Consider the following 13,865-nt stretch of genomic DNA (forward strand, 5'->3'; position numbering starts at 1 on the left):
GGGCGATCACCTCATGAGCGACAACCAACTGCGGCTGGTGTGGATCTACCCGGACCTGCTGAGCACCTACGGCGACCAGGGCAACGCCCTCGTCGTGGAGCGCCGCGCCCGGCAGCGCGGCCTGGACGTGGCCCGGCTCGACGTGCGCAGCGACCAGCCGATCCCGACCTCCGGCGACATCTACCTGATCGGCGGCGGCGAGGACCGTCCGCAGCGGCTCGCGGCCGAGCGGCTGCGCCGCGACGGGCATCTGCAGCAGGCCGTGCAGAACGGCGCGATCGTCTTCTCCGTCTGCGCCGGCTACCAGATCCTCGGCCACGAGTTCATCAACGATCTCGGTCAGCGCGAGCCGGGCCTCGGCCTGCTCGACGTGGTCTCGGTGCGCGGCGAGGGCGAGCGGTGCGTCGGTGACGTGCTGGGCGACATCGACCCGCAGCTCGGGCTCCCCCAGCTGACCGGTTTCGAGAACCACCAGGGCGTCACCCACCTCGGTCCGACCGCCCGCCCCTTCGCCCGTGTGAAGATCGGCAAGGGCAACGGCACCGGGGACGGCACCGAGGGCGCGTACAACGGGACCGTGTTCGGCACGTACATGCACGGCCCGGTGCTCGCCCGCAACCCGCTGATCGCCGACCTGCTGCTGAAGCTGGCGCTCGACGTCAACGCGCTGCCGCCGGTCGACGACCGCTGGTACGACGCGCTCCGCAACGAGCGCATCACCGCTGCTCAGCAGCCTGCTTAAGACGCACGCCAGAAAGTCCTCAGCGCCTTCCGGCAGGCTCGTCGCGGGCCCGCCTGACGGGCCGTCCGCTCACATGTGCGGGCGCGTCCAGCAGGCGGACGCCCGCTACGGCGCCACCCCCTCACGCCGGTAGGGTGGCCGGGAATCCGCCGGACGACGTGGTCCGGTTCCCGGCCCACGTTGAGAAGGTATTTCGGGCTATGCGCATTGGTGTCCTCACGTCAGGCGGCGACTGCCCCGGCCTGAACGCCGTCATCCGGTCCGTCGTGCACCGTGCCGTCGCCGACCACGGCGACGAGGTCATCGGCTTCCGGGACGGCTGGAAGGGCCTCCTGGAGTGCGACTATCTGAAGCTCGACCTCGACGCCGTGGGCGGCATCCTGGCCCGCGGCGGCACCATCCTCGGCTCCTCCCGGGTCCGCCCGGAGCATCTGCGGGACGGCGTGGAGCGCGCCAAGGGCCATGTCGCGGAACTCGGTCTGGACGCGATCATCCCGATCGGCGGCGAGGGCACGCTGAAGGCGGCCCGGCTGCTGTCGGACAACGGCCTGCCCATCGTCGGCGTGCCCAAGACCATCGACAACGACATCGCTGTCACCGACGTCACCTTCGGCTTCGACACGGCCGTCACCGTGGCGACGGAGGCGCTCGACCGGCTGAAGACCACCGCCGAGTCGCACCAGCGCGTGCTGATCGTGGAGGTCATGGGCCGGCACACCGGCTGGATCGCGCTGCACTCCGGCATGGCGGCCGGCGCCCACGCCATCGTCGTTCCGGAACGGCCCTTCGACATCGACGAGTTGACCAGGCAGGTCGGCGAGCGGTTCGAGGCGGGCAAGCGGTTCGCGATCGTCGTCGCCGCCGAGGGCGCCAAGCCGAAGGCCGGCACGATGGACTTCGACGAGGGCGGCAAGGACATCTACGGCCACGAGCGGTTCGCCGGGATCGCCCGGCAGCTCTCGGTCGAGCTGGAGCACCGGCTCGGCAAGGAGGCGCGGCCGGTCATCCTCGGACACGTCCAGCGCGGTGGCACGCCGACCGCCTACGACCGGGTGCTGGCGACCCGCTTCGGGTGGCACGCGGTGGAGGCCGTGCACCGCGGTGAGTTCGGCCGGATGACCGCCCTGCGCGGGACCGACGTCGTGATGGTGTCGCTGGCGGAGGCCGTGGAGACCCTGAAGACCGTCCCCGTGGAGCGGTACGACGAGGCGGAGTGCGTCCTGTAGTCCACCCGAGAACTACCTGCCCCCGGTCACGATCGCGACCGGGGGCGGTTCTACTCTTGGGGCGGACAACTCGCACAACCCCCACGAATCAGGAGCCGTCGGATGGATCACAGCGGGCACGGCATGATGACGGATCTGCCGCCGTTCACGCTGGGGCGGGGGCTCCAATGGTCGGCGGACCCCTTCTTCCTCGTCGCCTGTGTGGCCGGACTGGTCCTGTACGGCTGGGGTGTGCTGCGGCTGCGGCGGCGCGGGGACGCGTGGCCGGTGGGCCGTACCGTCTCCTACGTCGTCGGGGTGCTGACCGTCGCCCTGATGATGTGCACCCGGCTGAACGACTACGGCATGGTCATGTTCAGCGTGCACATGGTGCAGCACATGGTGATCAGCATGCTGTCGCCGATCCTCATCCTGCTCGGCGCCCCGGTCACGCTGGCGCTGCGCGCGCTGCCGACGGCCGGCCGGGGCCGCAAGGGTCCCCGGGAGCTGCTGCTGGCGCTGCTGCACAGCCGGTACATGCGGGTCGTCACCCACCCGGCGTTCACCATCCCGCTGTTCATCGCGAGCCTGTACGCCCTGTACTTCACCCCCATCTTCGACTCCCTGATGGGGTCGAGGGCCGGGCACGTCGCGATGATGGTGCACTTCCTCGCGGTCGGTGTCGTCTTCTTCTGGCCGATCATCGGGGTCGACCCGGGCCCGCACCGGCCGGGGCACCTGATGCGGATGCTGGAGCTGTTCGCGGGCATGCCGTTCCACGCGTTCTTCGGCATCGCGCTGATGATGGCGACGACGCCGATGGTGGAGACGTTCAAGAACCCGCCCGCCTCACTCGGCATCGACGCGCTGTCCGACCAGAACGCGGCCGGCGGCATCGCCTGGGCCTTCAGCGAGATCCCCTCCGTGCTGGTGCTGATCGCGCTGCTGTTCCAGTGGTACGGCTCCGAGCAGCGGCAGGCCAGGCGCAAGGACCGGGCCGCCGACCGGGACGGCGACAAGGAGCTGGAGGCGTACAACGCCTACCTGGCCTCGTTGAACGCGCGCGAGGGCTGACCGGGCAAGCGCCGGATCCCCGGACCGCGCAAGGGCCGGCTCCCCGCACGGGCCGGTCCGCCGTATCCCCTCCGGGCGGGAATCGGGGCACCATGGGCGTGGACGGACCACGAGGAGGGTGTCGCGATGCCCGGTTCCACGAACGGCTCCACCAAGGCGATGGGGGCTCTCACGGTCGGCGGGCTCGTCGCCGTGACCGCCTACACGGTCGCGCTCGGCGGCAACGGCTGGCTGTGGTTCGGATGGGTGGTGCTGGGACTGCTGACACTCGCCATGGTCGTCACGCAGTCGTAGCGGACGACCGGGTCTCGCGGGGCTGATTACAGTGCCCGCATGAACAGCAGGACACCGTCGTTCGACGAGCTCGACCGCAAGATCATCACCGCGCTGATGGCGAACGCCAGGAGCAGTTTCGCCGAGATCGGTGCGGTGATCGGGCTGTCCGCCACCGCGGTCAAACGACGCGTGGACCGGCTGCGGGAGACCGGCGTGATCACCGGGTTCACCGCGACGGTGAAGCCCTCGGCGCTCGGCTGGCGCACGGAAGCCTATGTCGAGGTGTACTGCGAGGGCGCGGCCCCGCCCCGGCGGCTGGCGGAGGTGGTCCGCAACCACCCGGAGATCACGGCCGCCATGACGGTCACCGGGGGCGCCGACGCGCTGCTGCACGTACGGGCGCGGGACGTGGAGCACTTCGAGGAGGTACTGGAGCGGATCCGCACCGAGCCGTTCATCCGGAAGACGATCAGTGTGATGGTGCTGTCCCACCTCCTCCCGGAAAGCCCGGAAGCGGGCGCCACCCATGCGGCCCCGGAGTGACCGGAAAGTGCGCAGCACCCGTGCGCATCTGCCGCAGAAAACGCAGCGATCCTGCGTCACCACGCAGCTTTCTTCGCTTGTCGCTCGTATCCCTCCCTTTCTACCGTGGTGTCACCCCCCAGTGACACACAGGAAACCGGAGGAGACCCTCTGTGTCCGAACGTCGTGTGCCGCGCTCTCGGCGCTTTCTCGTCTGCGAACCCAGACACTTCGCCGTTCAGTACGCGATCAATCCCTGGATGCATCCCGACCGGCCCGTCGACGTCGACCTCGCCCGTGAACAGTGGCAGGCCCTGATCGGCGCCTACCGGGACCACGGGCACACCGTCGAGGCGGTCGAGCCGGTGCCCGGCCTGCCCGACATGGTGTTCGCCGCGAACGCCGCGTTCGTGGTCGGCGGCCGGGTCTTCGGCTCCCTCTTCCACGCACCGGAGCGGCGCCCCGAGTCGCTGCACTACGACACCTGGTTCAAGGCGGCGGGCTACGACGTGTACCGCCCCGAAGCGGTGTCCGAGGGCGAGGGCGACCTGGTGTGGACGGGCCGGTACGTACTCGCCGGCACCGGGTTCCGCACCACCCGCGAGGCGCACCGGGAGGCGCAGGAGTTCCTCGGCCACCCGGTGATCGGCCTGACCCTGGTGGATCCGTACTTTTACCACCTGGACACGGCGCTGTTCGTCCTCGACGACGACAACATCTGCTACTACCCGGAGGCCTTCTCGGCGGGCAGCCGGGAGGTGCTGCGGCGGCTGTACCCGGAGGCGGTGCTCGCCACCCGCGACGACGCGATGGCGTTCGGCCTGAACTCCGTCTCCGACGGCCGCAACGTCTTCATCGCGCCCCGCGCCGAGGCCCTCGCCGATCGTCTCGCCGACCACGGCTACGTCCCCGTCCCCGTCGACCTGTCCGAGTTCCACAAGGCCGGCGGGGGCATCAAGTGCTGCACCCAGGAGATCCGCTGATGACCGCACCCGCGCGCACCCGTACGTCCGCCGACCTGATCCGTGCCGAGGAGCCGGTCCTCGCGCACAACTACCACCCGCTGCCGGTGGTCGTCGCCCGGGCGGAGGGCACCTGGGTCGAGGACGTCGAGGGCAACCGCTACCTCGACATGCTCGCCGGGTACTCGGCGCTGAACTTCGGCCACCGGCACCCGGCGCTGACCGAGGCCGCGCACCGTCAGCTGGACCTGCTGACGCTGACCTCGCGGGCCTTCCACAACGACCGGCTCGCCGAGTTCGCCGAGCGACTCGCTCAGCTGTGCGGGCTGGACATGGTGCTGCCGATGAACACCGGCGCGGAGGCGGTGGAGAGCGGCGTCAAGGTGGCCCGCAAGTGGGCGTACGACGTGAAGGGCGTCCCCGCCGACCGGGCGACGATCGTGGTCGCGGCGGAGAACTTCCACGGCCGTACGACGACCATCGTCAGCTTCTCCACGGACGAGACGGCCCGGACGGGCTTCGGGCCGTTCACGCCCGGCTTCCGGATCGTGCCGTACAACGACCTGGCCGCACTGGAGGCGGCGGTCGACGAGACGACGGCGGCGGTGCTGATCGAGCCCATCCAGGGTGAGGCGGGTGTCATCATCCCCGATGACGGCTATCTCGCCGGGGTCCGCGAGCTGACCCGGCGCAAGGGCTGCCTGTTCATCGCGGACGAGATCCAGTCGGGCCTCGGCCGCACCGGCCGCACCCTCGCCGTCGAGCACGAGGACGTCCTGCCGGACGTGCTGCTGCTCGGCAAGGCCCTCGGCGGGGGCATCGTGCCGGTGTCGGCGGTGGTGGGCCGGCGGGAGGTGCTGGGGGTGCTGCACCCGGGCGAGCACGGTTCGACGTTCGGCGGCAACCCGCTCGCGGCGGCCGTCGGCACGGCGGTGATCGAGCTGCTGGAGACCGGTGAGTTCCAGCGGCGGGCCGCCGAGCTGGGGGGCGTCCTGCGGGACGGACTGACCGAGCTGGTCGGCAGGGGCGTGGTCGGTTTCCGCTCGCGCGGGCTGTGGGCGGGCGTCGACATCGACCCGGCGATCGGCACCGGCCGCGAGATCAGCGAGCGGCTGATGCGGGAGGGGATCCTCGTCAAGGACACCCACGGCTCCACGATCCGGCTGGCCCCGCCGCTGACCATCACCGAGGAGGAACTGCGTTCCGCGCTGGCGGCGCTGGAGAAGGTGCTGGCCTGAGCGAGCGGCAGGCGGGGGCCGGTGCGACGGGCACCGGCCCCCGCTCACGTGCGTCAGCTGCCGAGCAGCTCCTTCATCTCCTTGATCTCCGCGGTCTGCCCGGTGACGATGTCGCCCGCCATGGCCTTGGCGGGCCCGTAGGCGCCCTCGCTCCGTTCGGCGCCGGCCATGTCGACGGCGCCCTGGTGATGTTCGACCATCATGGTCAGGAACTTCGTGTCGAAGTCCTTGCCGTCGGCCTTGCGCAGTGCGGCCATGTCGTCGTCGCTCATCATCCCGGACATGCCGGCGTGGCCCGAGCCACCGGAGTGGTCCATACCGGCCATGGGCACCTGCTCGCCCCACCCCTTCAGCCAGCCGGTCATGGTGCGGATCTCCGGGTCCTGCGCCTTCTCGATGCGGGCGGCGAGGTCCTTCACCCGGTCCGAGGAGGCCCGGTCCGCGGCGAGCTTCGCCATCTCCAGGGCCTGCTGGTGGTGCGGGATCATGCTCTGCGCGAAGGCGACGTCCCGGGCGTTGTGGCGGCCTGCGCCGGCGGAGGCGCCCGGGGTGGCGGAGGCGTCGTGGCCGGGGCCGGCGTGGCCGCCGCTGTCGCTGTTTCCGCCGCAGGCCGCGAGGACGACGGCGGCGGTCACGGTGACCGCCGCCAGGGCGGCACGGCGCGGGGAGGTACGAATGGTCATGCGGGAACTCCTGCTGTTCTGAAAGGTTTTCGGGCACGCGTGGACCCGGCCGCCGCGCCCTCGACGGGTGCGGGTGCGGCCGGTGCGGCCTCTAGATCCGCAGGAGTTGGAGTTCGGCCAGGGAGGGCGGGGCCCGTGCGCCCTCGGGTGCCGCGGCCACGCGGGAGCGCGGGCAGTGGTCCGGTACCGGGGCGGCCGCGGGGTCGGCGGCGAGTGCGGGCAACTGCGGGCCGCCGTTCACCGCGCCCGAGGCACAGGTGGGGTCCGCATGGTGCAGATGGCCGCCGCCGCAGTGGCCGTCGCCGCCCGGACAGTCGTCCGACGCGGAGATCGCGACGACTCGGGGCTCGGGGCGCATGTGCTCCGCGTGGCCCATGGCCCCGCCGGGCGCCAGGGCGTGCATGCCCAGCAGCCCGGCCAGCACCGACAGCACGAGCAGCGCACGCCACCGCCGCTGGGGCGGGGTGGCGGTGCGCGGTCCGGTGCTGGGCATCGGGGACATCGTACGGGGGCGGTGGGCGGCGGACGCCCGGGGGCGCGGTCGGTGCGTCCGGACGGGCTCAGTGGTGGGCGTGCACGACCGCGTGTCCCCTGCCGCGACCGATCATCCACCGGTTCACGGGCGTGGTCAGTACGAACGCCAGGGCCAGGGACAGCGCGAGGGAGGCCCAGAACAGCCACTGGGACAGGCCCGCGTCCATGGCGCCTGGCACGCCGACCATGACGGTGTTGTCGATCAGCTCCATCACCGCGATGGACACCGTGTCGGCGGCCAGGGCGACCTTGAGCGCCTGACGGACGGGAACGCCGGCGCGCAGGACGCCGCGCATGGTCAGGGCGTAGCCGAAGACGAAGGCCAGGGCGATGGAGAGGACCACGGTGGTCCCGTTGTGCAGACCGGCGGCGGTACCGATCACCAGGCCGAGTACCTCGCCGATGGCGCAGCCGGTGAGGCAGTGCAGCGTGGCCCGGGCGGCCGTGCGCCAGGACGTGCCGGGCTCCTGCTCGTGCTGGTGGGCGTGAGGTGTGTGGTGTCCGTCGTCGTGCGCCGCGTGGTCCATCGTCGCTCTCCCCTTCGCGATCCGGTTTCCCACGTCAACAGAATACCCCTGGGGGGTATTCCAGGGTGCTGGCCGTTCCCGTGACCGCTCCGCCGGTCGAGCGGACACAACGCGGCGGCCCGGGTCGTGACCCGGGCCGCCGCGGCGTACTGCGCCTCACGCCATGTCGAGCGTCCCGGACGCCCAGTCGTCGAGCACCCTGGAGGGGTCCAGCGCGACGGGCAGCTCGGTCAGTCCGCGGAACGCGGGGAAGGGCACGGTCAGCCACTTGGCCTCGTCGGCCGGCACGGCCAGGGAGAGCTTGGGGAAGCGGCGGAAGAGCGAGGTCAGGGCGATCTGCATCTCCATCCTCGCCAGCGGCGCGCCGAGGCAGTAGTGCGGGCCCGTACCGAATCCCAGATGGTTGCTCTGCACGCCCGGCCGGGCGATGTCGAAGGTGTCGGGGTTCTCGAACGCGGCGGCGTCACGGTTGGCCGAGGTGACCGCGATCTGCACCAGCGAGCCCTTGGGAATGAGCGTCCCCGCGATGGTGATGTCCTCGAGCGCGTGCCGGAAGGTCGCGTTCTCGACCGAGCCCTCGAAGCGGATGATCTCCTCGACGGCGTTCGGGAGGAGTTCGGGCGAGTCGATCACCTGCTTGAGCTGCTCGGGATGCGTGAGCAGTGTGTAGACGGCGTTGCCGATGAGGTAGGCGGTCGTCTTGTGGCCGGCGAACAGCAGCACCCACAGCGTGGACAGCAACTCGCCGTCCGTCAGCGACTCCTGCTCGTCCCGCGTCTGGATGAGGACGCTCAGCAGGTCGTCCTCGGGGGCCTTCCGCTTACGGGCGATCAGGACCTCGAAGTACTCCCGGAGCGCGGTCTCCGCCTCGGCCAGCCGGTCCTTGTCCTTCTTGCTGAATCCGGTCCGCGCGACGACGCTGCACCACTGCTGGACCTCCTGCCGCTCGTCCTCGGGGACGCCGATCAGCTCGCAGATGACCTGGAGGGGCAGCGGGAAGGCGAAGGCCGACAGGAGGTCGACGGGCTGCAGGGTGGAGCACTGGTCGAGCAGCGCGTCGGTGATCTCCTGGATCCGCGGGCGCAGGGCCTCGATACGGCGCGGGACGAACGCACGGTTGACGATCCGGCGCAGCCGCGTGTGCTTCGGCGGGTCGGCGAACAGCATGTTGTCGTCCAGGGCGATGGAGGAGTCGCCGAAGATGGAGCGGTAGGCGTCGATGGCCGCGTACATGTCCTTGCTGATCCGCGGGTCGGCCAGGGCTGCCTTCGCGTCCTCGAACCGCGTGACGAGGTACGAGTCCACGCCGTGCGGCGGGGTGAGACGGCACACGGGCGCGTTCTCACGCAGATGCTGATAGAGGGGGTGCGGGTCGGACCGGTACTCGGGACAACCGCGGGATGCCGCGTCCACTGCCCGGGCTGTCTCGTCCGCGGTCTCCTGCTCCTGCATCTGAGTCATCGACGGCCCTTCTTCTCTTCCCGCAGTCGTACGAGGCGGCTGAACGCCGGAACGCAGAAATGCATTGACGCCGCTCCTGACGGGAAAACGCGATTCACCCTGTCGCCGACCGCCCTCTTCGGCACGGTGCGGACGCGTAAATGACGAGTGCGCCGTCCGGGGGAATGCTCGATTGCCGACCCGGTCGGCGTATGACAGTTTCGAACCCAGGGCCGCCGAGAGTTCGAATTGCTGCCCGAACTACCGCTGGGTCACTGGAGGAGGACGGGCCGTGGACAGGCGCGACGAAGAAATGGTTCCGGTATTGGTCGTGGGCGGTTCGCTCGTCGGACTGTCCGCGTCGGTGTTTCTGGGAAGACTGGGCGTCAGCCATACGGTCGTCGAACGCCGGGCCGCCACTTCCGAACACCCCCGGGGCCGGGGGAACAACATGCGGACCATGGAGTTGTTCCGCACCGCAGGCCTGGAACCAGACATCAGGAAGGCCGCGGCCAACCTGTCCGGCAATCACGGCATCATGCAGACGGACAGGCTGTCGGGCGGTGAGAGCAGATGGCTCTCGGCCCGGCTCACCGGCGGGGCCCCCGAGAAGGACGTGTGCTCCACCCTGCGGTGCGCGTGCAGCCAGAACGACCTCGAGCCGGTCCTGCTCGCCCACGCCCGCGAACTGGGCGGGGACGTGCGCTTCGGTACGGAGCTGGTCTCCTTCACCGAGGGCCCGGACGGCGTGACGTGCGAACTGCGCGAACGGGAGAGCGGCCGCACGTACACCATGCGCACGGCCTACCTCCTGGCGGCCGACGGGCCGCGCAGCCCCGTGCGTGAGCGCCTGGGCATCGGACAGAGCGGAGGGGGCGACCTGTTCCACAACGTCAGCGTCACCTTCCGCAGCAAGCTGCTCCGCGAGGTGGTGGGCGATCAGCGCTTCCTCGTCTGCTACCTGAACGGGACCGAGGGCGACGGGGTCCTGCTGCCGGTCGACAACGAGGAGAAGTGGGTCTTCCACATCCCGTGGTTCCCCGAGCGCGGCCAGACGCTCGACCACTTCACCGACACGCGCATCGCGGACCACATCAGGGCCGCCGCCGGCGTACGGGACCTGGACGTCGAGGTCACCGGGCGTGCGCCATGGCACGCCGCGGACCGGGTCGCCGACCGCTACCGGCAGGGGCGCGTCTTCCTCATCGGTGACTCGGCCCACGAGATGCCCCCCACCGGCGCGTTCGGATCCAACACAGGCATCCAGGACGCCCACAACCTGGCCTGGAAGATCACCGCGGTACTGCACGGCTGGGCGGGAGAGGGCCTGCTCGACACCTACGAGAACGAGCGGCGCCCGGTCGCCCTGGCCACGATCGCCCGGGCCATCGAGCAGGCGGCACGCGAGGAGCACCCCGGCTACGCCGCCGCGCAGGGCCCGGGCCAGAGCGCGGACCTGATGACCGTGTCCCTCGGCTACCGCTACGTCTCCACCGCCGTGTCCGGCGCGGACACCGAAGCGCCCGTCATCCCGGAGACGCTCCGCCTGCAGGCGGACCCCGGTACCCGGGCCCCGCACATGACGGTCGTGCACCACGGGGAGAGCAAGTCGACCATCGATCTGTACGAGCGGTGTTTCGTCCTGCTCTCCGGCCTCCCGGACGGGCCGTGGCCGTCGGCCGCCCACGCCGCGGCGGCCAAGCTCGGCGTCCCCCTGGTGTCCTACCGCATCGGCGCCGGCCCGGACTTCGACCTCGACACCACGGCCGCCCACGGCACCGACGGCGGTGGCGGGGACTGGGCCGCCGTCCACGGCGTCACCCCTCGGGGCGCGGTGCTCGTGCGCCCCGACGGAATCGTCGCCTGGCGCTCCGCAGACCTCCCCGCGAACCCCGAGGCCGAGCTGACGCACGTCCTCGAAGGCCTCCTCAGCCGCTGATCCCGCTCGCCCACGCCCCCGGACCCTTCCACCCTAGGGAGCCCTTCCATGCCGCACGCCGCAGAGACGACCGACCTGCAAGCTCCGGGCGACATAGGCCATCGCACCGCCCTGAGCGGCGACGACGCCCAGCACGAACGAATAGACGTCCACCACCACTACACCGCGCCCGAATGGGTGCGGTGGGCCGAGAAGAACGGGATCGCGAACCGTGACAGCCTGCCGCCGTGGACCCGTTGGGACGAAACCGCCGCCCTGGACCTGATGGACCGGACCGGCACGCGCACCAGCGTCCTCACCGTCGCCATGCTGGGACGCTTCAAGGAGGCGGCGGCACGCAAGGAGAGCACGCGGGTCGCCCTGGACGCCGCCGGCGCCCTGACCACCAGGCACGCCGGCCGCTTCGCCTTCTTCACGCCTCTCTTCCTCGACGACGCCGAACTCTCCCGCTGGTCCGTCTCCCACGGAATGGACCGGCTCGGGGCCGTAGGCGTCAGCGCGCGCACCAGCATGGGGGACATGTACCTGGGCGATCCCGCACTCGATCCGATCATGGCGGAACTGGACGAACGCGCCGCGGTGATCAGCACGCACCCCATGCAGGTGAACACCTCCGGCGCCCCCCAGGGCGTACCGCCGTTCGTGTGCGACTTCCTGATGGACACCACGCGCGCGGCCCTGAGCCTGATCATGAACGGCACCCTGGACCGCTTCCCGCGGCTCACTTTCATCCTCCCCCACGGCGGCGGGTACCTCCCCTACATCGCGAGCCGTATCGAGGTCTTCGGCCGCCAGCTCGTCCCCGCCGTCGACCCCGGCCGCGTCCGCGACTACCTGCACCGCTTCTACTACGACACGGCCGCGCCCATGTCCCCGTCGGCCACCCCCACTCTGCTGGCCACCGCGGGTGCCTCCCGGATCCTCTACGGAAGCGACTGGCCGCCCACCCCCACGCGCGTGGTCACCGAGGTGACCGTTCCCGCTCTGGACGGGGATCCCGCCCTCGGCGAGCGGGAACGCGGCCACATCAACCGCGCGAACGCCCTGCGTCTGCTGCCCGCCCTCGCTCCCGCCTGACCGCGTGCAACGGCAGTGTCCCTCCGCAGCGCTCGCGAGGGAGCGGCGCTGCGAAGGGACACCGTCCGGCTCAGCTCAGCACAGTCCTGCCGGGACCGAGACCCGGCAGAGGTTGCCGCGGAAGAGGTTGCTGCCCTTCGAGGCGTTCTGGTTGACCAGGTCGGCCGGGGCGTTGCCGGTGATCCAGTTCTCGTCGACGCGGTTCTTGTCGTTGGCCACGCCGACCATGCCCTTGAACAGCACGACCCCGCCCGACAGCGGCGACCGGCCGCTGTTGCCCGAGACCACGTTGTGCGTCAGCAGCACGCTCTCCGCACCGGACAGGACGATCCCGGAGCCCTGCACGAACGGCAGCCGGGCCGTCTTGGCGCAGTACTTGTTGTTGCGCAGCACGTGGTTCTCGCTGACGGTGAGCGCGCCGGCGCGGGGCTTGTTCTCGTCACCGATGACGAGCATCCCGGCGCAGTTCCCGGTCAGGTAGTTCCGCCGGACCGTGAGGTTGCGCAGGCGCACGACCGACAGGCCGTTCCGGTTGCCCTCCAGGGCGTTCCCCTCCACGACCAGGCCCCGGCTGTCCGTGGCGCCCTTCTCCGACATCGTCGTGTTGGCGAGGTACAGGCCGGCGTCACCGTTGCCGAGGGCGATGTTGTTCCTGAACACACCGCGCGTGGAGTGTTCCTGCGAGATGCCCCACTTGCCGTTCTTCTCGGCCCTCACCCGCTGCACCGTCAGGCGGTCGGTGGCCAGGGACCACAGACCGACACTGGAGAAGCCCGTCAGCTTCAGGTCGGAGACGGTCACGCGCGCGACGGGCTTGTTCCTGAGCCCGACCACGCAGATGCCCTTGCCTCCCTCCACACAGCCGATCGCTGCCCTGGGCCCGGGGACGGCCTTCTTCCGGGGAGGCACGATCACCGTGCGCGGACCGACGCCGCGGAGGGTCAGTCCGGAGGTCTTGACCGTGACACTCTCGTGGTAGGTGCCCGCCTGCACCAGGACCGTGTCACCGGCACGGGCGGCATCCACCGCCTTCTGGATCGACTGACCCGGGTGCACGGTCAGGGTCCGCGGGGCCGCCGCGGCCGGGAAGGAGATCGCCGAGGCCGGGAAGGCACCCGGGGCCGCACCGAGAAGTACGGCGACGAACGCGGCGTACCGAACGTGGTTGCGTTTCATGTCCGGAACGTAGGACCGAATCGGCGGACGTCCGCGCGACACTCGCCCGCATGCCTCCCAACGGGCGTAAAGGTTCACATCACCAGCCGCGTACGGATGACGTCGGAGCAGCAGCGGTGGCAGGCCGCTCGGGCCGTCCCTAGGCTCGCTGGCGGGAACGAGCCCGTGGGAAGGAATGGGAATGCCGCACGTCGACGAAGAAGAAGAGATCCGCGTTGACGCGGTCGATACGCCGGCTCAGCCTCGAACGCTCACGGGTGTTCTGCGCTGTGCGGCCGAGCAGACCAATCTGCTCCCGGTTTTCCTGGTCCTCACGGCCATGATGGTGGCACTGTGGCTCATGGGAATGCCGTTCCTGCAGGCTTTGACCATTTCGACCGCGGTGAAGATTTCCATGGCTCTTCTCGCAGCGCGTCGGCCCAGCGCCTCGAAGGGCTGACGCGCGGCGAGCCTCTCTGTTCCGACGGTCC

At 70.5% G+C, this 13,865-nt stretch carries 15 protein-coding genes; 10 read left to right on the plus strand and 5 right to left on the minus strand.

Annotation, left to right across the window (positions count from 1 at the left end):
- Window positions 1-13 precede the first annotated feature (13 nt).
- The 7 genes from ACIHEJ_RS06640 to rocD all read left to right on the plus strand — a co-directional run bounded on the left by ACIHEJ_RS06640 (window position 14) and on the right by rocD (window position 6,019).
- Window positions 14-742 (plus strand): glutamine amidotransferase, encoded by a 729-nt coding sequence (locus ACIHEJ_RS06640; protein ID WP_366009249.1) that lies wholly within the window; start codon window positions 14-16, stop codon window positions 740-742.
- 200 nt (window positions 743-942) lie between these two features.
- Window positions 943-1,968, plus strand: coding sequence for a 6-phosphofructokinase (locus ACIHEJ_RS06645; RefSeq protein ID WP_400132539.1), 1,026 nt, complete (start codon window positions 943-945; stop codon window positions 1,966-1,968).
- Window positions 1,969-2,070: 102 nt separating this feature from the next.
- Window positions 2,071-3,021, plus strand: a complete 951-nt coding sequence (locus tag ACIHEJ_RS06650; RefSeq protein WP_400132541.1) for a cytochrome c oxidase assembly protein — start codon at window positions 2,071-2,073, stop codon at window positions 3,019-3,021.
- Window positions 3,022-3,147: 126 nt separating this feature from the next.
- A complete protein-coding gene (locus ACIHEJ_RS06655; RefSeq protein WP_400132543.1) occupies window positions 3,148-3,315 on the plus strand; it encodes a hypothetical protein in 168 nt (55 codons plus the stop codon).
- A 39-nt stretch (window positions 3,316-3,354) separates the two neighbouring features.
- Window positions 3,355-3,840, plus strand: coding sequence for an Lrp/AsnC family transcriptional regulator (locus tag ACIHEJ_RS06660; RefSeq protein ID WP_400132545.1), 486 nt, complete (start codon window positions 3,355-3,357; stop codon window positions 3,838-3,840).
- A 152-nt stretch (window positions 3,841-3,992) separates the two neighbouring features.
- Window positions 3,993-4,802: a dimethylargininase gene (ddaH, locus tag ACIHEJ_RS06665; protein WP_400132547.1), complete on the plus strand. Its 810-nt coding sequence runs from the start codon at window positions 3,993-3,995 to the stop codon at window positions 4,800-4,802.
- Window positions 4,802-6,019: an ornithine--oxo-acid transaminase gene (rocD, locus tag ACIHEJ_RS06670; RefSeq protein ID WP_400132549.1), complete on the plus strand. Its 1,218-nt coding sequence runs from the start codon at window positions 4,802-4,804 to the stop codon at window positions 6,017-6,019. Before ddaH ends, rocD begins: the two co-directional genes overlap by 1 nt.
- Window positions 6,020-6,072: 53 nt before the next feature.
- Here the strand turns inward: rocD and ACIHEJ_RS06675 are convergent, their stop codons facing one another.
- The 4 genes from ACIHEJ_RS06675 to ACIHEJ_RS06690 all read right to left on the minus strand — a co-directional run bounded on the left by ACIHEJ_RS06675 (window position 6,073) and on the right by ACIHEJ_RS06690 (window position 9,224).
- On the minus strand, window positions 6,073-6,702 hold the full coding sequence (locus tag ACIHEJ_RS06675; protein WP_400132551.1) for a DUF305 domain-containing protein: 630 nt from the start codon (window positions 6,700-6,702) through the stop codon (window positions 6,073-6,075).
- 91 nt (window positions 6,703-6,793) lie between these two features.
- Window positions 6,794-7,195 carry a DUF6153 family protein gene (locus ACIHEJ_RS06680; RefSeq protein WP_400132553.1) on the minus strand — a complete coding sequence of 134 codons (402 nt, stop codon included), beginning with the start codon at window positions 7,193-7,195 and terminating at the stop codon, window positions 6,794-6,796.
- A 67-nt stretch (window positions 7,196-7,262) separates the two neighbouring features.
- Window positions 7,263-7,763 (minus strand): DUF4396 domain-containing protein, encoded by a 501-nt coding sequence (locus tag ACIHEJ_RS06685; protein WP_400132878.1) that lies wholly within the window; start codon window positions 7,761-7,763, stop codon window positions 7,263-7,265.
- Window positions 7,764-7,919: 156 nt separating this feature from the next.
- Entirely contained in the window at window positions 7,920-9,224 is a 1,305-nt protein-coding gene (locus ACIHEJ_RS06690; protein ID WP_400132555.1) for a cytochrome P450, read from the minus strand.
- A gap of 292 nt (window positions 9,225-9,516) precedes the next feature.
- On the opposite strand from ACIHEJ_RS06690, the gene ACIHEJ_RS06695 reads away from it, so the two are divergent.
- Together ACIHEJ_RS06695 and ACIHEJ_RS06700 are read left to right on the plus strand one after the other, a co-directional pair.
- On the plus strand, window positions 9,517-11,142 hold the full coding sequence (locus tag ACIHEJ_RS06695; protein ID WP_400132880.1) for an FAD-dependent oxidoreductase: 1,626 nt from the start codon (window positions 9,517-9,519) through the stop codon (window positions 11,140-11,142).
- A 48-nt stretch (window positions 11,143-11,190) separates the two neighbouring features.
- Window positions 11,191-12,219: an amidohydrolase family protein gene (locus ACIHEJ_RS06700; protein WP_400132556.1), complete on the plus strand. Its 1,029-nt coding sequence runs from the start codon at window positions 11,191-11,193 to the stop codon at window positions 12,217-12,219.
- A 75-nt stretch (window positions 12,220-12,294) separates the two neighbouring features.
- On the opposite strand, the gene ACIHEJ_RS06705 is transcribed toward ACIHEJ_RS06700, so the two are convergent.
- Entirely contained in the window at window positions 12,295-13,395 is a 1,101-nt protein-coding gene (locus tag ACIHEJ_RS06705; protein ID WP_400132558.1) for a nitrous oxide reductase family maturation protein NosD, read from the minus strand.
- 181 nt (window positions 13,396-13,576) lie between these two features.
- On the opposite strand from ACIHEJ_RS06705, the gene ACIHEJ_RS06710 reads away from it, so the two are divergent.
- On the plus strand, window positions 13,577-13,834 hold the full coding sequence (locus ACIHEJ_RS06710) for a hypothetical protein (protein WP_400132560.1): 258 nt from the start codon (window positions 13,577-13,579) through the stop codon (window positions 13,832-13,834).
- Window positions 13,835-13,865: the final 31 nt, after the last annotated feature.

Source organism: Streptomyces sp. NPDC052301, from assembly GCF_044593395.1.
In the GTDB taxonomy this organism is placed as follows: domain Bacteria; phylum Actinomycetota; class Actinomycetes; order Streptomycetales; family Streptomycetaceae; genus Streptomyces.